The 21,986-nt window shown below is 34.8% G+C and carries 23 protein-coding genes; 18 read left to right on the top strand and 5 right to left on the bottom strand.

Annotated elements, in window-relative coordinates:
* Positions 1 to 9: 9 nt before the first annotated feature.
* The 9 genes from ACWG42_RS11530 (at position 10) to ACWG42_RS11490 (ending at position 7,211) form a co-directional block, all read left to right on the top strand.
* Complete coding sequence (locus tag ACWG42_RS11530) at positions 10 to 189, top strand: sporulation protein Cse60 (RefSeq protein ID WP_455792495.1); 180 nt, start codon at positions 10 to 12, stop codon at positions 187 to 189.
* A 41-nt stretch (positions 190 to 230) separates the two neighbouring features.
* On the top strand, positions 231 to 395 hold the full coding sequence (locus ACWG42_RS11525; protein ID WP_455792494.1) for a DUF1540 domain-containing protein: 165 nt from the start codon (positions 231 to 233) through the stop codon (positions 393 to 395).
* A 78-nt stretch (positions 396 to 473) separates the two neighbouring features.
* A complete protein-coding gene (locus ACWG42_RS11520; RefSeq protein WP_455792492.1) occupies positions 474 to 1,031 on the top strand; it encodes a hypothetical protein in 558 nt (185 codons plus the stop codon).
* 9 nt (positions 1,032 to 1,040) lie between these two features.
* Complete coding sequence (locus tag ACWG42_RS11515; protein WP_455792490.1) at positions 1,041 to 2,699, top strand: oligosaccharide flippase family protein; 1,659 nt, start codon at positions 1,041 to 1,043, stop codon at positions 2,697 to 2,699.
* On the top strand, positions 2,696 to 3,403 hold the full coding sequence (locus tag ACWG42_RS11510; protein ID WP_455792488.1) for a pseudouridine synthase: 708 nt from the start codon (positions 2,696 to 2,698) through the stop codon (positions 3,401 to 3,403). Before ACWG42_RS11515 ends, ACWG42_RS11510 begins: the two co-directional genes overlap by 4 nt.
* Before the next feature lie 25 nt (positions 3,404 to 3,428).
* Positions 3,429 to 4,733 (top strand): pyrimidine-nucleoside phosphorylase, encoded by a 1,305-nt coding sequence (locus tag ACWG42_RS11505; protein WP_455792486.1) that lies wholly within the window; start codon positions 3,429 to 3,431, stop codon positions 4,731 to 4,733.
* Between the two features lie 75 nt (positions 4,734 to 4,808).
* Positions 4,809 to 5,963 carry an MFS transporter gene (locus ACWG42_RS11500; RefSeq protein ID WP_455792484.1) on the top strand — a complete coding sequence of 385 codons (1,155 nt, stop codon included), beginning with the start codon at positions 4,809 to 4,811 and terminating at the stop codon, positions 5,961 to 5,963.
* 120 nt (positions 5,964 to 6,083) lie between these two features.
* Positions 6,084 to 6,599 (top strand): hypothetical protein, encoded by a 516-nt coding sequence (locus ACWG42_RS11495; RefSeq protein ID WP_455792483.1) that lies wholly within the window; start codon positions 6,084 to 6,086, stop codon positions 6,597 to 6,599.
* Positions 6,600 to 6,650: 51 nt separating this feature from the next.
* A complete protein-coding gene (locus tag ACWG42_RS11490; protein ID WP_455792481.1) occupies positions 6,651 to 7,211 on the top strand; it encodes a YqaA family protein in 561 nt (186 codons plus the stop codon).
* On the opposite strand, the gene ACWG42_RS11485 is transcribed toward ACWG42_RS11490, so the two are convergent.
* Both ACWG42_RS11485 and ACWG42_RS11480 read right to left on the bottom strand, forming a co-directional pair.
* Entirely contained in the window at positions 7,184 to 7,831 is a 648-nt protein-coding gene (locus tag ACWG42_RS11485; RefSeq protein WP_455792480.1) for a gamma-glutamyl-gamma-aminobutyrate hydrolase family protein, read from the bottom strand. The two genes, ACWG42_RS11490 and ACWG42_RS11485, sit on opposite strands and share 28 nt — an antisense overlap.
* A gap of 45 nt (positions 7,832 to 7,876) precedes the next feature.
* Positions 7,877 to 8,821: a TIGR01212 family radical SAM protein gene (locus ACWG42_RS11480; RefSeq protein WP_455792478.1), complete on the bottom strand. Its 945-nt coding sequence runs from the start codon at positions 8,819 to 8,821 to the stop codon at positions 7,877 to 7,879.
* Positions 8,822 to 9,274: 453 nt separating this feature from the next.
* Between ACWG42_RS11480 and ACWG42_RS11475 the strand changes: the two genes are divergently transcribed.
* On the top strand, positions 9,275 to 9,967 hold the full coding sequence (locus ACWG42_RS11475) for a M48 family metallopeptidase (protein WP_455792476.1): 693 nt from the start codon (positions 9,275 to 9,277) through the stop codon (positions 9,965 to 9,967).
* Positions 9,968 to 10,000: 33 nt separating this feature from the next.
* A complete protein-coding gene (locus tag ACWG42_RS11470; RefSeq protein ID WP_455792474.1) occupies positions 10,001 to 10,399 on the top strand; it encodes a ribosomal maturation YjgA family protein in 399 nt (132 codons plus the stop codon).
* A gap of 4 nt (positions 10,400 to 10,403) precedes the next feature.
* On the opposite strand, the gene aroF is transcribed toward ACWG42_RS11470, so the two are convergent.
* From aroF to ACWG42_RS11455, 3 genes are all read right to left on the bottom strand, one after another.
* Positions 10,404 to 11,420, bottom strand: coding sequence for a 3-deoxy-7-phosphoheptulonate synthase (gene aroF / locus ACWG42_RS11465; protein WP_455792473.1), 1,017 nt, complete (start codon positions 11,418 to 11,420; stop codon positions 10,404 to 10,406).
* Between the two features lie 17 nt (positions 11,421 to 11,437).
* On the bottom strand, positions 11,438 to 12,703 hold the full coding sequence (locus ACWG42_RS11460) for a shikimate kinase (protein ID WP_455792471.1): 1,266 nt from the start codon (positions 12,701 to 12,703) through the stop codon (positions 11,438 to 11,440).
* A 281-nt stretch (positions 12,704 to 12,984) separates the two neighbouring features.
* On the bottom strand, positions 12,985 to 13,890 hold the full coding sequence (locus ACWG42_RS11455) for a LysR family transcriptional regulator (protein WP_455792469.1): 906 nt from the start codon (positions 13,888 to 13,890) through the stop codon (positions 12,985 to 12,987).
* Positions 13,891 to 14,042: 152 nt separating this feature from the next.
* On the opposite strand from ACWG42_RS11455, the gene ACWG42_RS11450 reads away from it, so the two are divergent.
* The 7 genes from ACWG42_RS11450 (at position 14,043) to aroD (ending at position 21,817) form a co-directional block, all read left to right on the top strand.
* Complete coding sequence (locus ACWG42_RS11450; RefSeq protein ID WP_455792468.1) at positions 14,043 to 16,037, top strand: oxidoreductase; 1,995 nt, start codon at positions 14,043 to 14,045, stop codon at positions 16,035 to 16,037.
* A gap of 32 nt (positions 16,038 to 16,069) precedes the next feature.
* A complete protein-coding gene (locus ACWG42_RS11445) occupies positions 16,070 to 16,942 on the top strand; it encodes a shikimate dehydrogenase (protein WP_455792466.1) in 873 nt (290 codons plus the stop codon).
* Between the two features lie 20 nt (positions 16,943 to 16,962).
* The gene (locus ACWG42_RS11440) at positions 16,963 to 18,144 is read left to right on the top strand and encodes an MFS transporter (protein WP_455792464.1); all 1,182 of its coding nucleotides are present in this window, start codon (positions 16,963 to 16,965) and stop codon (positions 18,142 to 18,144) included.
* 68 nt (positions 18,145 to 18,212) lie between these two features.
* The gene (locus tag ACWG42_RS11435; RefSeq protein ID WP_455792463.1) at positions 18,213 to 18,734 is read left to right on the top strand and encodes a TRAP transporter small permease; all 522 of its coding nucleotides are present in this window, start codon (positions 18,213 to 18,215) and stop codon (positions 18,732 to 18,734) included.
* Positions 18,731 to 20,020, top strand: coding sequence for a TRAP transporter large permease (locus ACWG42_RS11430; protein WP_455792462.1), 1,290 nt, complete (start codon positions 18,731 to 18,733; stop codon positions 20,018 to 20,020). Before ACWG42_RS11435 ends, ACWG42_RS11430 begins: the two co-directional genes overlap by 4 nt.
* A 13-nt stretch (positions 20,021 to 20,033) precedes the next feature.
* Positions 20,034 to 21,044 (top strand): TRAP transporter substrate-binding protein, encoded by a 1,011-nt coding sequence (locus tag ACWG42_RS11425; protein ID WP_455792460.1) that lies wholly within the window; start codon positions 20,034 to 20,036, stop codon positions 21,042 to 21,044.
* Positions 21,045 to 21,055: 11 nt separating this feature from the next.
* Positions 21,056 to 21,817, top strand: a complete 762-nt coding sequence (gene aroD, locus ACWG42_RS11420) for a type I 3-dehydroquinate dehydratase (protein WP_455792458.1) — start codon at positions 21,056 to 21,058, stop codon at positions 21,815 to 21,817.
* The last annotated feature ends 169 nt before the right edge of the window (positions 21,818 to 21,986 follow it).

The following is a 21,986-nucleotide window of genomic DNA, read 5'->3' as shown; positions in this document are numbered from 1 at the left end:
GTGATATAAATGCTTGCGGTGAAAGTGTTTGATGAAGAACATGAAGATGATCTAAGTGATGCAATCAATGAATTTTTAAGAGATAACGAAGATATCAATGTCTTGGATATCAAGTTTTCAAGTGCCATATGTGAAGGTGAAGAGGAACAGACCTATTGTTTTTCAGCGATGTTGATTTATTCTTCATAAGACAAGGAAATCCTCACATACTACGTATTGGAGGTGTTATCATGCAGAAGAAAACTGAAATTTTATGCAGTGTCGCAAATTGTGTTTATCACAAAGATGCACATTGTGAAGCTGAAACAATTTCCGTGGCATGTGATAATTGTGTAATACCAAATTCATGCTGCGAAACTGAATGCAATTCTTTCCGTAACAAAAACGAAAGATAGGGAACGGTCCTCACGGATCGTTTTATTTTTGATATCCTGTAACATGAAAATATGATATAATAATGCAGAGGTGATTTCATGCGCAAGCTTATCGTTTTATGGATTGCTATGATCATGCTAGTGAGTGGTTGCTCTAACACGAAAATAGATGATAAAGAAAACATGAAAAATTACGAAAATTTCATTGATACAGTAATGACCAATCAAGGGATCGAATCAAAAATCATTCCCTTTGACTATAAATTAAATGTATATAAACAAAAGGATAATTCCTATCAATATGAACTCTTAGTATCAAATCCAAGAAGTGCTATGTATAATGTTCAAGCGATTGCAGTTAATCCGGATGTAGATAGCAATACAAATGTACATCCTTGTTTAGGGTTATTAGGTGAAGATGCACAATTAGATTTTCATATGGTTCCATTTCAGTCGAATGCAGAAATGGGGTTTTATAAAGGATTTTCTTTAGAGGGTGTTAGTGATTCAGAACAATTTGAATTATATGTTATGGTTACATGGAAAGATTCCGCTTTAGTAAATGATCATCGTGTGTTTTTTAATGTGAGCTTTGTTCAAGAAGCTGATGATAATGAAAATGGTGCGAAGGAAACTGCAGAAACAAATAATGAGTGAGGCTAAAATATGAGTGAAACAAAGAATATGTCAAAACGCAAGCAATCAATGTTGCTTGGAGGTTTGATATCCAGTGCTGGTATTTTTATATCGAAATTTCTAGGTTTGATTTATGTCATTCCTTTTAATTATATTTTACAAACAAATGAAAATCAGAGTTATTATTATACGACTTATAATATTTATTCTTATATCTTAACGATTGCGACTGCGGGATTACCATTTGCGATAGCTACTTTAATTGCGAAATATAGTAGTCGAGGTGATTATAAAACTTGTCTGTTAGTAAAAAAGATTTCATTTATAACGATGGCAGCGTTTGGATTTGTTTGTATGTTATGCATGATGCTAGGTTCTGGTATGATTGCGAAAGTAACTTGTCCTGAAGATTTAGATGTGAACATTATGAAGAATGTAATTATCATCATTTCTTTGGCTGTCTTTATCATCCCAGTGTTAAGTTCACTTCGTGGGTTTTATCAAGGCTTAAAAGAACTTCAAATTTATTCTATGTCTCAGGTATTAGAACAATTGGTACGTATTATCTTTTTGTTAACCTTTGGGGCGTTGATTGTTTATGTGTTCAATCAAGATGCTGTATGGGCCTTATACTTTAGTGTATTTGCGGCTAGTGTATCGGGATTTTTAACCATTTTCTATATTCGATGGAAAGGAAATCATCGTCTGATTGAAGTGAAAGAATTGGCAAGAACGCAAGAGTTAAAACCAGCTAAAGATGCGAACGTTGTATTTAAGGAATTATTGTTTGTAGCGATACCGTTTTTGTTAATTTCTATTTTTGGGTATTGTGATGCGATTGTAAATCAAATGGATTTAAAGCCTGGTCTTGCGGCGTTTGGAGAGATGGCATATACGGCAGAAGTAAATACTTCTGTATTTGGAAGGGCAACAAAAATTATTGCGATTCCAATGGTATTGGCACCAGGGTTTTCTGCGGCGATTATACCATATATCACTTCTGCGTTGGAACATAAAAATATGAAACTTGTACGTAAGAATATAACAGAATGTATCGAATCTGTATTATACATTGCGATTCCAGTTTGTTTTGCTTTATTTGTATTTGCGAAACCGATTATGTTTGTATTGTTTCCACATGTAGACAATGCGCAGCTTGCACTGGATACCTTTACGATGAAATGGTATGCGTTGGAAGCACTTTGTGCTACGGTATGCCCAGTGTTTTCATCCATTGTAATGGCGATTGGATACCGTAAGAAAATCGTAATCAATACGATGTTGTTTGCTCTTATTAAGATAGCGACGAATCGTTTATTTATTACGTGGTGGGGAATTCCTGGTATGGTATTGTCGAGTGCTTTTGCATACGCTGTATTTACCATTTTAAATGTGTATGTTATACAGAAATATTTCCATGTGAATTGGAAGTATACATTTCGAAAACTTATCTTCATTGTTCTTGGAGTTCTAGGATTTTATTTGCTATCCTTGTTGTTTACAAGTCTTGGATGGATTGATCATCATTCTTCTAAGATGGTATCACTTCTGTATTTGATGTTGATGGGATTAGCTTGTTGTGGGGTGTATTTTGCGATTACTGCATTCTGTAATATTCCTCAGACGATTTTCCATTTTGATTTAGGTAAGATTTTTTCCAAAATAAAAGCGAAGGTAAAACGCGCATGATACGATTAGATAAATATCTTGCACATGCGGGCATCGGAACTAGGAAAGAAGTAAAGCAATGGATACGCAAGAAACATGTAAGTGTGAATGGTGTTATATGTATAAAAGATGATACACATATTGATGAAACAAGCGATGAAGTTGTGTTAGATGGTGAGCGCATTCAATATGATCGTGTAGTTTATATTATGCTTCATAAGCCAGATGGCGTTGTGAGTGCAACAAGTGATGCACAATATCAAACGGTACTAGAATGTATTGATACCATCATTCCAAAAGATTGTTTTCCGGTAGGACGTTTGGATATCGATACGGAAGGTTTATTGTTGATTTGTAACGATGGAAAATTAGCACATGCTTTATTATCTCCAAAGAAACATGTCGATAAAACATACTATGTAGAAATCAGAGAACCATTAGAAAAAAGTGATATTGAACTCTTAGAGAGTGGTACCATAACGTTGGATGATGAAGTGTTAAAACCTGCTAAAGTCGAAATAATAGATGATACTTCTATATATTTAACGATACAAGAAGGGAAATATCATCAAGTAAAAAGAATGTTACAAGCAGTACATAATGAAGTCTTGTTTTTGAGAAGAGAGCGTATGGGCTCTTTGGTACTAGATACAGCATTAAAGCCAGGGGAATGGCGCTACCTAACAGAAGAAGAAATACAAGCATTAAAAAATAATCATTCATAAAAGAAGAGAAAGAAGGTTGAATCTTATGCGTTTTGTAGACATCATTGAAAAAAAGAAACAACGTCAGGAATTAACAAAAGAAGAACTACATTTCTTTATCGATGGATATGTAAAAGATGAAATACCAGATTATCAAGTTTCTGCATTGTTAATGGCAATCTATTTTAATGGTATGAATGAAAAAGAAACTGCCATTTTAACAGATGAAATGTTAAATAGTGGAGATAGAATTGATTTATCTAGTATTCAAGGGTTAAAATGTGATAAGCATTCTACTGGTGGAGTTGGAGATAAAACGAGTTTGTCTTTAGCGCCAATGGTTGCGGCTTGTGGTGGTAAAGTTGCGAAGATGTCTGGTAGAGGTTTAGGACATACTGGCGGGACGTTAGATAAAGTAGAATCCATTGATGGATTTCAAGTGAATTTATCTCAGGATACATTCATTGAACAAGTGAACCGTATTGGATTATCTTTGATTGGACAAAGTGGTACACTTGTTCCTGCAGATAAGAAGTTATATGCTTTACGTGATGTGAGTGCAACGGTAAATTCTATTCCTTTGATTGCATCTAGTATTATGTCAAAGAAACTTGCGGCTGGTGCAGATACAATTTTATTGGATGTGAAATTTGGTGAAGGAGCATTTATGGATACTCCTGAAAAAGCAGAGGAATTATCACGTAACATGATTTCTATAGGACATCATTTCCATAAAGATGTACGCGCCATGATTTCAAATATGAATCAACCTTTAGGAAATGCAATTGGCAATGCGCTAGAAGTAAAAGAAGCAATTGCTACACTGAAGGGGGAAGGTCCTCAAGATTTTACAGACTTATGTCTACAAGCAGGCAGTATCATGCTTGTACAGTCCAAATTGGCGGGCAATGTTGATGAGGCTAGGGAAATGCTTGTCGAATCTATTACAAGTGGCAGAGCGCTTAAAAAGCTTATAGAAATGGTAGAGGCACAATCTGGAAATGTAGAACAAATCAAAGATCCTAGTTTGTTACCACAAGCAAAAGAAATCTTAGAAATCACAACTAAAGAAAGCGGATATATAAAAGATCTTCATGCATTGAAACTTGGTACTTTAGCAATGCAATTGGGTGCTGGACGTATGGTAAAAGAAGATGATGTAGATCCTGCAGTAGGGATTGTATTGAATAAAAAAGTGGGAGATGAAGTACAACAAGGAGATATTCTTGCCTATGTACATATCAATCAACCATTACCAACGAACTGGTTAACAGAGTTCTATGATGCATTTATCTTCACGAAGGAACACGTAGAAAAAACAGGTCTTATTTATAAAATCATCAACGATTAGGAATGTGAAAACATTCCTTTTTTCTTATGATAAACCCCCATATCCTTGCCATACTAATCCTAAGGATGTGACACTATGGATAAGAAAAAGAAATATGTACTCTATTCTTTAAACTTTTTTGTATTTTTTGCTATATCTATGGTAAACACACAAATGATTCCTTTCTTAAGCAAGGTAGGGTATGATGTGATACAAAGAGGTTACATCCTAGCAGGTACTGCAGTTGTCGCAATACTAGGTCAGTTTCTTTTTGGTTATTTATGCGATCGCTCCCAAAAAACGAAGAAGGTCTTTTTTTTCGCATATCTATTATTGATTGCAGGTAGCCTAGGTATGTTTTTATATCAAAAGCAAATGTTCTTTTATCATCTGTTCGTTGTTTCCATTATGTCAGGTATGGTAAAGGTGATTATGGGATTAGATGAAACATGGATGCTGGAAATTGATAGTGAGCATTATGGTAAGTTACGTGCAGCTGGGGCGTTGGGATTAACTATAGGTTCTCCTATCGCAGGGTTTCTTGTTAAAGCGTTTCACTATATTTCATTACTAATAACATTTTGTCTCGTATCTTTTTTTATCCTATATTTATTAAAAGAAGTTCAGGATACAAAACGTAAAGAAAGTGAAACAATTAAATTATCCTCTATAAAAAGCATTGTATGTAATAAACAATATATTCTTTTGGTGCTTATTTACTTATTGGTCTATATGATTGGAACCGCTGATCAATATGTTGTCATTGATAAAATGCTCTCCATTGGTTCTAGCAATGCGCAAATCGGAATTAAATGGGCTTTACAATCCTTTATGGAAGTACCCTTATTTCTCTTTGCGAGTGCTATATTAAAGCGTTACAAAACAGGTACTCTGTTGTTGTTTGGTACTGTGATGTATGCGATTAAATTTATACTATATGGCTTTTTTCAATCAAGCTGGGGTATTATATGGAGTGCATCTTTGCAATTGCTCACACTTCCTATTATTATGTTGACGAGTAAAGTGTTAATCAAAGAAGTGACTCCAAAAGAAATGTTTAATAGTGCTCAAATGTTTGCGATGGCTATTTTCATTGGTGTAAGTGGACTTATTACACCTTTGATTACTTCTTATGTATCACATGCGCTTGGGTATGATAAAACGCTATATTTGGTGGCAGGATTTGCGATATTCCCATTGCTTTTGATTCTTTATTACCAACGTTTGCGTAAAAAAGCAGACAAGTCTTGAAATCTTCGCTTTTATTTTCTATAATAGGTATAGATGAAGACTGTGAAACCCTACGATAGTGGGTTATGATGGAGGCTCTTGATCATGTATACAAGAGCCTTTTCTTAAGGAGGAAACACCATGGAGTTTACAATAGAAAAGAAAGATAGTATCTATAGTATCAAAGAAGATGGAAGAACTATCTTCACGTGTGATCATAGTTATGATGACAAACTTCTTTCTTTGTATTTACGAAATATATATGGAGATGAAGCACTTAGTGTGTTTCAAATAAAGAAATGGTATAGTACTATACAGCCAGGACGTGCACTTGATTTTACAATTTATGAACAAGATGCAAAAATGGGCGAACTTCATGGAATTAAAGGAGCTTTTGAATTTGCATTTCAAGGAGTAACCTATCGATTCTATTCTGGATTAGAAGATGGGGTACGTATTGTAAAATGCTTTGATAGAGAAAAGTGTTGTGGAATTATGGAACTGGGAGAAACTTGTAAAGTATCATTCTACAATAGTACATTAGGTTCTTTGATGTCTATTCTTACAGTGTTGTTAGATGGATATATTAAACATGAACATTTCTCACAGGATTTATATCTTAGTAAATGTAGCGAAGAAATGAAGGAAGTAGCATAAAAATTGACATAATAAAGGATCTTGTATTGTAAAATGAAATGAGGCGATTTCATGACAATACAAGATTTTTTTATTATCTGGCAAGACATAGGTTTGTTGTTGTATGCAATACTGAAAGCTTTTTTACCTCTTCCATCATTGGAAGTAATTTTGGTACCTCTTTGTATGCATTCTCCAGAAAAGTGGATTCTCTATTCCATTGAAGGTGCGATAGGAACCTGTATTGGTGGAGGAATAGGGTACTATCTAGCCCATCGTTTTGGTCGTAACATCCTACAACATATGGCAAGTGAAAAAGATATGGATGCAGGAGAACGCTTGATGAATCGCTATGGGATGCTTGCGGTGTTTATTGGTGGAATTACACCTATTCCAGACTTTCTATTGGCGTATTTAGCTGGTTTCACCAATATGAACTTTATAAAATTCTCCTTGTGCGATGGATTTGCACGATTGTTAAGAAGTTTACTTGTAACGTATTGTTTATATCAATTGGGAAGTGTTGTGAACGTAGATTCCTTTGGTACTTGGTTTTCTTTGATAATAATACTTTGGCTCATCCTTCGTTGGTGGAAGGAAAAACGTCACTTACAAACAATATCTAAGAAATAAGGAAGTATTTGATCGTTCTCCATTTTTTCTGGATGCCACTGTACTCCATAAACAAAATGTTCATTATCTTCAAATGCTTCCACGAAACCTTCGTTGGATACAGCGGCCACTTTTAGTTGACTGGCTAACGTTGCTATGACTTGATGATGATAGCTATTTACAAGTACGTCTTCTGCATACATGGTGCTTAAAAAACTATCTTCACAAATGTGAAGAAGATGTTCATGTTGCTTTGCATGGGTATCTTCTTCTATGTGTTGTATTAAGTTTCCTTTCAAGTATACGTTGATCATTTGCATCCCTCTACATATTCCAAGAATTGGCTTATGTGCAGTATAAAAAGCATCAATACATGCGAAATCAAAATGATCCATGGCTCTTTCATAAGTTTGGACATGAGGATTACGTAATTGCTTTACATAATAACTTTGTACATCATAGCCTCCTGGAATGATCAAACCATTACAAATCTTTTTTGCCTTTTCAAGTGATGCATAAGAGCAGATAGGGAAGACAGCCGCCCCTAAATTTACAATCGCATTTACATAACTTTCATTCACAAACCATTTAAACATAGAATCAAAACGTTCAATACGCATTACAATACCAATGATTTTCATATTGTCACCTCTAGGTTAACGTATGTAAAAAAAAGAAAAAGGTTCTTATGGAAACCTTTTTCCTTGCCATGTATCTCTTCGCTTCATTTCTTTATCAATATCATTTAAGACGACTACTTTCTTCAATGTCCAAGAAGGTGTAATCAATTGTTCTTTAACTCCATCTCCTGTTAAGCGTTGTATGATAATTTCAGGAGGAAGTACTTCCAATTGACGAATCACGATATCGATATATTCTTCTTTTGTTAACACATGAAAGGGTTCTTCTCTATATTCCTGTGCCATCTTCGTGTGCTCCATGATGTGTAACATATGAATCTTAACGGCATGAATTGGGAGTGTAGAAATTGCTTTTACGCTTTCAACCATCATATCTGCACTTTCATTAGGAAGTGAATTGATGATATGTACACATATTTTGATATCGCTTTTTTCTAACATGTGTACACAATCTAAGAAATCTTGATACGTATGTCCGCGATTGATTTGTAACGCAGTACTATCGTGAATACTTTGTAGACCCAATTCCATCCATACTTCTTTCTTTTTTGCGTAGGAGTTGAAATAATCGATTTTCTCTTGGTCTAGACAATCCGCACGAGTTGCGATACTAATGGCTTGAATGTCATCGTTTTGAAAAAATGGTTCGAATGTTTCTTTGAGTTTAGAAAGGGAGGCGTATGTATTTGAAAATGCTTGAAAATATGGCATAGGCATACCAGTAGGCCATTTCTTTCGCATTCTTTCCGTACCTTCTATATATTGTGTTTGTAAACTATCGTGGATATCACCAGCGTAATCTCCACTTCCCATAGAACTACAGAACGTACACCCTCCACTGCCACAAGTACCATCACGATTGGGACAAGAAAAGTTTGCGTTTAACGCAACTTTAAAGACTTTATTATGAAAACGATGCTTTAAATAATAGTTCCATGTATGATAACGCTTGTTATCGTCACTGAAAGGAAAAGGATTATTGAATGTCATTTTATCACCGCACTTATTTTACCATAGGACTAGAATAACGTAAATGAATTACGATATATATAAATAATTGTGAGTACTTTCAAAGTAATATTCGGCAGGCCATTTCATTTCAAAGAAAAATTATTTACAAAGTTCAACATTGCTATAGTACTTTGTAATAAGTTTAGTCTTGGTCATGTAGTTTCCACGACCCTTTACTGAAAATCGTTTGTTATTTCTCTTATATTTCACAATAGTCACTTTTCTATAGGAAAATTAAAAAAGTAATTCAGTATATGGTTGTCAAATGGGTACTTACAAAAATAATTAAAAAAATATATTTCTATAAAAAAATGGTAGAATAGAAAAGAAGAGTAAATTTAAAAAATTCTTAATAATCTACTGTTTATTTTTTTAAACAAATGTGAGATAATAATTGCACACAAAATTCTATAGAAAGGGGGTATCGCGTTCATGAGTACCGGAAAGAAAGTAATACAATGTAAAAAATATCCAATCACGTATACGCTCGTAATAAAACAAGTAAAAAATATAAATATGCGCATCTCCCAAAACGGAGAAATCGTTGTAAGCGCGAATCCTTTTGTGCCTATGGAAAAGATTGATGAATTTGTATCTAGTAAAGTTTCTTGGATTGTGTCTCATCAAGAACAAGTATTAAAAAGACAAGCGTTTACCATTTATGATGAAAATTGTATTATGCTATTTGGTAATCATTTAAAAATCAAACGTTCTATTGGTAAATATAATCATGTAAGTTATGATAAAACAACACTTTTTGTACAAAGCAAAGATAATGGAAATTACGATAAAATCATTCGTCAGTTCCTAGATAAATTATGTCGTGATGTGTTTATGGATATCGTGACATTAACACATCGTTCATTGAGTGATTATCAACTTCCATTTCCAGAGGTTAAGATACGTGAAATGAAAAGCAGATGGGGAAGTTGTACACCAGTCAAAAATTTAATTACCTTAAATAAAAAACTTATTCATTACCCATTTGAGTTTATCGAGTATGTTATATTACATGAATTTGTGCATTTTATTCAACCGAATCATTCAAAAGCATTCTATCATGTAATAGAAAATTATATGCCGGATTATAAATCGAGAATGGAAATGATCAATCATTTGGAGTGATAGTATCACTCCTTTTTTTCTAGGAGGAATTTTATGGAAGTCAAACGTAAACGTACATGGTGTCTCGTTGTTGTGTTTTGTATTGTCATTGTAGGGCTTTATTCAAGAAGTACATATCCTTTTCCAATGTTTTTAAAAGCTTATTTAGGTGATGTCTTATGGACGAGTATGGTATATTTTCTACTAGTTTTATGTTTTCCTAATGTGAAAGCAAGTACTGCTTTTATAATTGCATTATTAGGTAGTTTTTTTGTTGAATTCTCACAACTCATATCCAATCCAACGCTAGATTATTTACGCACAACATTTCTTCGTTATATAATAGGTCAAGGATTTGTGTGGAGTGATCTTATTTGTTATTGTGTAGGTGCTGTTTTTGCGTATATATTGGATGTACAATGGATTTTTAAAGTAAAGAAAAAGAGGCCATAGCCTCTTACAAATCTCGTCCAATTACTTGGGCGATTTTTCTTCCTTTCTCAATAACATCCGCAAATCTTTCTGGTTTTAAAGATTGTGCTCCATCACTCCATGCATTCTCAGGATCGTTGTGTACTTCAATGATGAGACCATCTGCCCCAGCTGCGATTGCCGCAAGGGAAGCACTTTCTACCAATCTCCAATCTCCAGTCGCATGACTTGGATCAATGACGATAGGTAAGTGAGTTTTCTCTTTGATAATTGGAATAACGCTTAAATCTAAGGTATTTCGTGTATAGGTTTCAAACGTACGAATTCCACGTTCACAGAAAATCACATTTTCATTTCCCTCAGACATGATATATTCCGCAGCCATAATCCATTCTTCAATAGTATTTGCCAATCCACGTTTTAACAATACTGGTTTATTTACTTTTCCTACTGCCTTTAATAAATCGAAATTTTGCATATTACGTGCACCGATTTGAATCAAATCAACATGTTCTACGAATTCATCTATTTTATCTACGCTCATTAGTTCTGAAACGATAGGTAAATGATATTCGCTACGTGCATGTTCCATACAAGCGATACCTTCACTCCCCATTCCTTGGAATGCATAAGGACTTGTTCTTGGTTTATATGCACCACCACGTAACATATCTCCACCAGCTTTTTTTACATCTTTAGCAATTTGCATAATCTGGCTTTCTCCTTCGACGGAGCATGGACCACCAATGACTACGATTTTTTCATTTCCTCCAATTTTAATACCAGCTACATCTACAATGGTATCTTCTGGATGAAATAAGCGGTTTGCTTTTTTGTAAGGAGCAGCGATTCTTGTGACGTGTTCTACAAAAGGGTGCGCTTTAATCAATTTGTCATCCAATTTTGATGTATCTCCAACAAGACCGAATACGTTGAATTCATCTCCTTGGATCATTGTAACTGCTAATCCTTTATCTTCAAAGTTACGTATGAGCTTTTCTACTTCTAATTTAGGTGCATCCTTCTTTAATGTAATAATCATACAATTTATCCTCTTTCTTAATCTGTGATAGCGGCCATGAGAATGCTACGATAGGCATCTTCAATTTCGTTCACTGTTTCTTCAATCTCCGTATTGTTCACTGCGATATATGCAGCATATTTTTGGTATAAGTGGTAACGTTCATCGTGTAGTTGTTGCAAAGCATCTTTACTTTTTGATAAAGGACGATTTGGATCAGCACTGATGAGTTTGTTAATATCACGATCAATAAAAATCGTAATTCCATTTTGGCGCAGGTAATCCATGTTGATTTTGTTCTTGATGGTTCCTCCACCAGTCGCAATGATTTTATTGTTTTCTTTTGCTAGTTCAATAGCAACTTCTGTTTCAATCGCACGGAATCCAGCTTCTCCAGATTCTTCGAAGATTTCTGGGATGCTCTTACCAGCTTTTTCTATAATTTTATCATCTAAGTCAATGAATTCTTTATTCATACGTTGTTCTAACATTTTACCAATGGTTGTTTTTCCCGCACTAGGCATACCAATCAATACAATATTACAACGTTGTTTCAACATATCTTGGAAAATCGTATCGATTACATCATCATTAACAGTCTTATCAAGGAAGTGTTCTACAGATTGTTTTGCTTGTGCAATTAACATTTCTAAACCCATAACACGTTGTATTCCTTCTTCCTGTGCTTCGAAGCATAAACGCGTAAGAATTGGATTATAGATGACATCCATTACACTCTTACAGTTTGGAAACATAGTGATATCGATAGGAGCATTGCCTATTTTTGGATACATTCCAATAGGGGATGTATTGATGATGATTTCTGCATCCAAATGCTTCGCAAAGCATTCATCATAAGAAATAGCACCATTTCCAGCAACGATATCTACGATGATCATTTCTTTTGCTTGTTCATGGTTTACGACTGCTTGAATAGCTGCAGATGCACCACCATTCCCAATCACAAGTACTTTTTTGCCTTGCATTTGTACGTTGTGTTTTTTCACCATATATAAGAAACCAGTAAAGTCAGTGTTATAGCCATGTAATTTACCATCACGGTTTACAATTGTATTCACAGCACCAATTGCTTTTGCATGTGGATCAATTTCATCTAGATAAGGCATAACATCCTTTTTGTAAGGAATCGTTACATTGATAGCAGTAAAGTCTTTCTTTTCCATAAAATCTTTGAACTCATCTTTGTCCAAAGGAATCAAATCAAATTTGTAATCTGCAATTCTCTCGTGAATTTCTTTTGAAAAACTGTGTCCTAGTTTTTCACCTATTAGTCCATAACGCATATTTTCTCTCTCCTTGTTCTAATTTAGGGGTTGTAGATCCTATTTCAACAAAAAAAAGCATCCGATAACTTCTCGATGCTTTTGTTATGCCCTGGATATCAAAATAAACCATCGTCTAAAAATGGTTTTCCAGGGCTATCTAAAGTAAAAGTAATAAGATGATGTTGGGATAGAATTTTTCACTTGAATCACTCCTAATGGTTATAGAATACATCAATTGAGTTGGAATTGCAAGTATTTTTCATAAATTTTCAACATTTATGAAAAATACTGTAAATTTCTTACTTATGAATATGTAAGTTTTGTATTGTTGTGTGGTGAATGATGTAATTACAGAACGTATGTACGGAAGGTGGAAGATAACGATTTTTTACGGTTGCTAAATAAATATAACGTTCATGAGGAGGATTGTTTATGCGAATTCGCTTAACTGCGAAGTTATCAATCATTGCTATATCTGGAACAAGAGCGACTCCATAATTGATTGCCACAAGACCAATAACAGCACTATCTTCTTCTACTTCACAAATGATGTTAGGTGTAATATCTACTTCTTTAAAGAGACGTTCAATTAAAGGACGTATACCACTTTCCTTATCATAGAAGACAATCTTTTCATCCTTTATCATTCGCAAATCAATTTCATCATAGGAGGCGAGTGGATGATTTCTAGAAACGATCAAAACAACTTCTTCTTGCGCAATTGGTATAAAGTTGATATCTGGTTGGTTCTCAACATAGGAACAAAAGGCAACATCATATTTTTCATCTTTTAAACCTTGTAAGATTTCAGTTGTATTTCCTTGTTTTAGGGAGAATTTAATATCCTTATTATCTTGTACGGAAAGAAAGTCTCGTATCAAGTGAGGGACATAGTGAGAGCCAAGGGTGTAAATAAATCCAAGATCGATCCATCCACTGTGTTGGGAAGATAAGTCAAGAATCCTTTTTTGTCCGATTTCAATTTCATTCAAGCCTTTGTTTACATATTCATAAAAGATCTTTCCATATTTGGTAAGACGAATATTTCTACCTTGTTTTTCAAAGAGGTAAATTCCTAATTGAGCTTCCAAAGTGTGAATGGCGTGTGAAAGGGAAGGTTGCGTTATGTTTAGTTGTTCTGCAGCATGTGTGTAGTGTTCACTTTGTGCGAGCACTTGAAAGTAATATAAATGGTTAAGGTTCATGAAATTATCTCCTTTTTAGTAATTATAGCTCAATCTATAGATAAAATCTATGAATAAAGTATAAATTATGAATTGTTTATATATAAAAGAAAACGTATAATGCAACTGTAACTTGTGAATAAGATAACATTCACAAAAGAGGAGGTTGAATTATGGGAAAGTATTCTTCAATTTTTGAGCCATTGACTGTCAAAACGATGACGATGGAAAATCGTATGGTAATGACACCAATGGGGACAAACTTTGGTGAGCAAAACGGCGAAATGAGCTTTTTGCACATCAATTACTACGAACAAAGAGCAATGGGTGGTATTGGTTTGATTATTGTTGAGAATGCGTGTGTGGATTTTCCTTGTGGTTCTAATGGTACTACACAATTACGCATTGATCATGATAACTATATTCCTAGACTTTATAAGTTAGTGGAAACCATTCATAAACACAACACAAGAATTGCCATTCAGTTGAATCATGCTGGAGCTAGTGCGATGGAAGAACGAATTGGTATGCAACCAGTATCGGCTAGTAATCTTCCTAATAAAAAAGGAGGAGCAATTCCTCGTCCTTTAACAAAAGAGGAAATACAGGATATCGCGAAACATTACGCGAAAGCCGCAAAACGTGCACAAATCATTGGATTTGATGCAGTAGAAATTCATGCAGGTCATTCTTATTTGATCAATCAATTTTTATCACCACTAACCAATGATAGAAGTGATGAATTTGGTGGATCGCCTGAAAATCGTGCAAGATTCGCGAGTCTTGTTATGCAAGAAGTACGTGATGCGGTAGGACCTAATTTTCCAATCATTATGCGCATTAGTGCAGATGAGTTCTTAGAGGGTGGAAATACCTTAGACGATATGTTAGAAGTATTGCCTTACTTTGAAAAAGAAGCGGATATTATCGATGTATCTTGTGGATTGTCAGATTCTATTCAATATCAAATTGATGCCAATTTCTTAGAGGATGGATGGCGTTCTTACATGGCGAAAGCAGTGAAAGACAAATTCCATAAAGTAGTTATAACGACAGGTAATATACGTGATCCTCAAGTTGCACAAGATATCCTACAACGTGGAGATAGTGATTTGATTGGTATGGGACGTCAATGTATTGCGGATCCAAGTTGGACAAACAAAGTACATTATGGAAAAGAAGATCAAATTCGTAAATGTATCTCTTGTAACATTGGATGTAGTGGACATCGCATTGGTTTAAATCGTCCAATTCGTTGTAGCGTAAATCCTAGTGTTAATGAAGGTGAAGAATACCGCGAACTGAAAGTAAAACAACCGTGTAATGTCGTTGTTATTGGTGGAGGTACAACGGGACTTGAAGCAGCATGTAGTGCAGCGGAAGTTGGATGTACGACTTTCTTAATTGAAAAAGAAGATCATCTTGGAGGATTGAGTGTTGAAATTTCTAAAATCCCAGATAAGAAACGTCTTCGCGATTTCCCAGATTATTTAATACATCGTGCAGAAAATTTACGTAATTTGATTACCTTAACGAATACAGAAGCAAATGTAGACTTTATCAAGATGTTGAAACCAGATATCATTGTCAATGCGACAGGTTCTACACCATTGTTGCCACCAATTAACGGATTAAGAGAAAAAATTGACCAAAAAGGTGGACATGTGAAAGGTATTTTAGGTATGATACAACATATCGACACTTACCCTGAAGACATGAAAAATAAACGTATTTGTGTTGTAGGTGGTGGAGCTGTTGGTCTCGATGTGGTAGAATTCTTTGCGAAACGTGGTGCTGATGTAAGTATTGTAGAAATGTTACCTGTGGTAGGTAAAGATTTAGATACTGTGACCAAAGTGGGAACGTATGATATGTTAGAAAAACATCATGTACAAGTATTAACAAGTACGGCATTACAAGAAGTAAAAGATGATTGCTTTGTTGTGAAACAAGGGGAAGAGATTGTTGAATTGCCATTCGATGAAGGGTTTGTTTGTTTGGGAATGCGTGCGTATTCACCAATCATCAACGAACTAATGGAAACGTTTAAAGAAGCAGATGTGGATATCGTGAATATTGGAGATAGCATGAGAGCTAGACGTATTATCGATGGAGTTGCAGAAGGACGTAACATTATCAATATATTAAAGAAAAGAGAATTTCTATAAGATACGCAAGTATAGCGTAAGGAGGAAAATATATGAGCGAAAGAATAACAGGACACACAGAACTAATTGGATTGATTGCGACACCAATTCGTCATTCAAAATCACCAACTATGCATAATGAAGCATTTGCAAAATTAGGATTAGACTATGCATATCTTGCATTTGAAGTTGGAAATGAAGAATTGGAAGATGCAGTAAAGGGATTCAAAGCATTAAAAGTATGTGGATACAATGTTTCTATGCCAAATAAAACAGTCATTGGTCAATACCTTGATCATTTATCTCCAGCTGCTGAACTTTGTGGCGCTGTAAATACTGTAGTAAATGACAATGGAGTATTAACAGGTCATATTACGGATGGTATTGGTTACATGCGTGCATTACAAGATAATGGGATTGATGTCATTGGTAAGAAAATGACGATTGTTGGTGCTGGAGGAGCTGCAACTGCAATCGAAATTCAAGCTGCACTAGATGGTGTAAAAGAACTTTCTATCTTTAATCGTCGTGATGAATTTTGGGAAAGAGCACAACAGAATGTAAAAAACATCAATGAAAAAACAAATTGTAAAGCAACCTTATATGACTTGGCAGATTGTGAAGCATTGAAACGTGAAATTGAAAGCAGTTATTTGTTTACTAATGCTACGGGTGTGGGGATGAAACCATTAGAAGGAAGTATGATCATTCCAGATGCTAGCTATTTACGTAAAGACTTAATCGTAAGTGATGTAGTTTATATGCCAACGAAAACAAAAATGTTAGAAGTGGCGGAAGAAATTGGATGTAAATGTATGAATGGTTTAGGGATGATGTTATATCAGGGTGCTGCGGCATTCGAATTATGGACAGGAAAAGAAATGCCAATCGATTACATGAAAGAAATTTTAGATATTAAATTTTAAGGATAGGATGAGGGAAAATTATGAATAAGAAATATTATCCAAGTGCTTTTATACTTTATTTGAACTACTTTATACATGGGATAGGGTGTTCAATATTGGGACAAGCAGTTATTAAAGAAATGTTAGTAGAACAATGGGGTGTTGGAATCGATTCTATCGGGCAAGTAACAATGGTTGCGGCGGCTCTTGGATTGGGACGTTTGATTTCACTTCCAATAGCAGGACCATTATCTGATAAAATGGGAAGAAAAGTATCTTCTTTGATTGGGATTGCTTCTTATGCAATCTTCTTCATAGGAATTGCATGTTCTCCAAATATGTGGGTAGCTTATGCTGCGGCTATATTAGGAGGAATTGCGAACTCTTTCTTAGATACAGGTGTTATTCCAGCGTGTGTAGAAATCCTACAACCACGTTCTTCACTAGCAACTATGTTAACAAAATTCTTTATATCAGCAGCGCAGTTGTTACTACCATTTATGTTAGGTGCACTTGCGGGAGCAAGTTTATCTTATAATACACTTCTTTATATTTGTGGTGTTGCGATTGTTATCATCGGTGCGTTAGTTGTATTTGCTCCACTTCCAAAAATGGAAAAGAGTGCTGGAGAAAAAGCACCAGGTTTGATAGAAAATATCCGCAATTCAAAATTTACAGTGGAAAGTATTGCACTTGTTGTCATTGGATTTACATGTACTGCAACATTCCAACTTTGGTTGAACTGTGCACAAACATTTGCGAAAGATTTAGCAGGAGTACAAGATCCAGGAATGATGCAAACGTATTATTCTTTTGGTTCCTTAGCAGCTATCATTGTGACAGCATCATTAGTATCAAAGATAAAAGGTGTACGTTTCTTATTTGTGTATCCTTTGATTACATTGATTTCACTAGCACTAGTTTACTTCATGCGTAGTGAAACTATGTGTTATATCGGTGCTGCACTTGTAGGATATAGCGCAGGTGGTGTAATCTTACAATTAGTAACCGCAACTGCAAATGATTTATTCCCAAATATCAAAGGAACCATCACAAGTATTGTTATGATTTTATCTTCTTTGTCTAACTATACAATTCTTTCTTTGGCGGGAAATATGAATTCAGAATCTATTCTTATGATGAATATTGGAATCACTTGTGTGGGTGTATTATTAGCATTGTTTGTAAATATGCGCTTTGCTAGACTTTCTGTTTCAAAGTAGCTTTTTCTTAAAAGAATTGTTATAATTACAAAAATTGGAATCATGATTGTGATAAAGGAGGAAAACAAATGAAACTAATACGTTGGTTGGATGATAATCTTGAAGAGTATTTGTTGATTATTCTGTTGTGTTCAATGACCATCATTATGGGGATCCAGGTTTGTTCACGCTATGTATTCAACGCATCTTTGAGTTGGTCGGAGGAATTGACAAGGTATCTGTTTATATGGTCTGCATTCATCAGTATTGCATATTGTATAAAAAAATGGATCTCTATCAAAATCGATCAAATTATTAATATGTTACCAAAACATGTATATATTGTCTTTCAACTTATTTTGAACATTATATTATGCGTTTTCTTCCTATATCTAAGCGTGCATGCATTCTCTTATTTACAAATGAGCATTGCATCTGCACAAAAAAGTCCTGCATTAGGACTTCCAATGTATGTGGTACAAGTAGCACCTCTCGTTGGTTTTTCTCTTGCTTCACTTCGTTCCTTTCAACAAATTGTATTGGAATGTAAAAACATTGTACATTACATACAACATAAAGATGTAACCATCGAAAAGGGAGGGAAGTTATGATACAAGGTATTTTAGTCTTATTTATTATCTTACTTCTTATCTCTGTGCCAATTGCTTGTACGTTAGGGATTGTATCCATAACACCTTCTTTGATTGATCCAAATTTTCAAATTAGTGTAGAATATATTATTCGTTCTATGTTAGGTGGTATTGATTCCTTTCCGCTCTTAGCTGTTCCAATGTTTGTATTATCTGGAATTTTAATGGCAAAGGGTGGCGTTTCTAAGAAACTGTTCGATGTGTTCTCGTTCTTTTTAGGGAAACATACAGGTGGTATGCCTTGTGCAGTCATTGTTACTTGTTTGTTTTATGGGGCAATTTCTGGAAGTGCGCCTGCAACTGTAGCGGCAGTAGGAAGTATGACCATTCCTTTGTTGATACGTATGGGGTATGATAAAACATTCGTCACTGCATTGGTGGCGGTTGCGGGAGGACTTGGGGTTATTATTCCACCAAGTATTCCATTTATCTTATATGGTATGGCATCAGGTGCTAGTGTTGGGAAAATGTTTATGGCTGGTATTGTACCAGGTTTGTTAATTGCTTCCTTATTGATGTTATATGCAATTTATCACTGTAAACGTTATGGTGAAGATAGCGAAAAAATAGATTTAGAAGTAAATGCATTGCATGAAAAAGGATTTAAGAAAGTATTTCTAGATAGCTTTTGGGCACTGCTTACACCAGTGATAATTCTAGGATGTATTTATACAGGGGTAGCTTCACCTACCGAGGCAGCTGTTATTTCAGTGTTCTATGCGTTGATTATTTCAATGTTTGTATATCGCACATTGAAATTCTCAGACTTAAAAGGAGTCCTTGTAGAATCTATTCGTACATTTGCGCCAATCTTATTTATTCTAGCGGCAGCGGTAGCGTTCTCTAGAGTGATTACCTTATTACAAATACCACAAAGTGCTGGTGATTTTATATTACATACATTCTCAGGAAAAGTATCCGTCTTAATCGTAATCAATATTTTATTGTTGATTGTGGGTATGGTGATGGATACAAGTCCAGCAATCCTCATATTAACGCCAATTTTATTACCGATTACAAATGCATTGGGTATTGACCCTGTTCATTTTGGTATCATCATGGTTGTGAATTTAGCAATCGGATTTGTGACACCACCAATCGGAATCAATTTATTTGTAGCTAGTTCTTTAACGGAAGTACCAGTTATGCAGATCGCAAGAAAAGCAGCTCCACTTATTGCTTTCTTCTTATTAGCATTATTGGTAATTACGTTTGTACCTGCAATTTCTTTGTGTTTAGTAGGTTAGAAAGGAGTACATTATGAAACGAAAAATGAACATATTCTTTCTTGTGGGTTGCCTTTCATTGGTAAGTGGATGTACTCAAAAAATAGAAGATCCAGTAGTGGCATCCAAACGATACCCATGGATTATTGCGACCGATTCACCTGCTGACACAGTAACTTCTATCTTCGCAAATAAATTTGCGGAAGAAGTTGAGCGTTTAAGTGATGGAGATATTCAAATGGAAGTGTATGAAAATGGAACTTTAGGTGGAGATCGTGAATTGATTGAAAGCTGTATGGGAGGGGATATCTCCTTTATATTACAAAATACAGCACCACAAGTAAGCTTCATTCCAAAACTTGCAATCTTTGATTTGCCAGTTGCGTATACATCCATCGATAAATTACGAACAACACTTGACGATACAAAATTTATGGATATGATCAATCAAGTATATGAAGAACATGGATTCCGTTTGTTAGGGCTAGGGGATCAAAGTTTCCGTGTTATGACAACGAATCAAAAAATAACAGATGTCAATGATTTTAAAGGACAAAAGATTCGTACAATGGAAAATAAAAATCATATTGCTTTCTGGCAATCCATTGGCGCAAATCCAACACCTATGACATTTTCAGAAGTATATATCGGGCTTCAACAAGGAACCATAGATGCGCAAGAAAATCCATACGAAGTTGTTGTTTCTGGTAAAATCTATGAACAACAAGACTATATTGTACAAACCAACCATTTGCCGCATCTGCTTTCCTTAATTGTAAACAATGATTTTTATGACTCTTTACCAGATGATGCAAAAGCCATTGTGGATGAAGCGAGTGAAAATGCTAAACAATATGCAAGACAACAAGCAGATAAAAGAGTTTCAGATCGTTTAAAAATCATTACCGATAGTGGAACAGATATCATTGAAGTAGATCAAACAATGATTGAACAATTACGTAATAAAGCCAGTGGTGTATATGAAACCATACGTAAACAAGCTGGTGAAGAACTATATGAAGCATATACCAAACATATGGAATAGGAGGAATCATTATGAATACAATCAAAACTAGAAATATTGTAATTGGAGAAGGAATGCCAAAAATTTGTGTACCAATCGTTGGGAAAACATCGGCAGAACTTATGCAAGAAGTAGCGGAATTAGCAAATATCGAAGTAGATATCGTTGAATGGAGAATGGATTGGTTTGATGAAGTAGAATCCATTGGAGCAGTGGTTGAGATGTTACATGAACTTCGTACTGCGCTGAACAATACAACTTTACTGGCAACCTTTAGAAGTAAAAAAGAAGGTGGAGAAAAAGAAGTATCGACTGCATTCTATACGGAACTAAACAAAGCAGTCATTTCTACAAAAGAAGCAGATTTAATTGATGTGGAATTGTTTACAGGAGATGATAGTGTTGAAGATATCATCGCTTGTGCAAAAGAACATGGAGTTTATGTGGTAATGTCAAACCACGATTTTGCGAAAACACCTGCCTACGAAGATATCATTACTCGTCTTACTCGTATGCAAGATATGAATGCAGATATTTTAAAGATTGCGGTTATGCCACAAAGCAAGAATGATGTAATAGAATTGTTACGTGCTACCAATGATATGCATGAGTTACATGCACATCAACCAATCATCACTATGTCTATGGCTGGAACAGGTGCATTATCTAGAATGTGTGGAGAAGTATTCGGTTCTAGTGTTACCTTTGGCGCAGCAAAAAAAGCAAGTGCCCCTGGACAGATGGCAGTACAAGATTTAAAGAACGTATTGGAAATTGTTCATAAGAGTATTTAAAAGTGCTGATAAAGCACTTTTTCATTAATAATGATACAAAAATAATCGTAAATTATCAGAATAAATGCAGTAAGAAGTAAAAATAGTAAAAAAAGGGAGTTATTGCAGTTTAAGTTAAGTGAAAACGGCAATAACCCTTTTAATATATTGTGAAAGTCATAAAAAAATC

The organism is Amedibacillus sp. YH-ame10, assembly GCF_053848885.1.
Note: the sequence above shows the minus strand (reverse complement) of the source record. Positions and strands in the feature narration are given on the sequence as shown.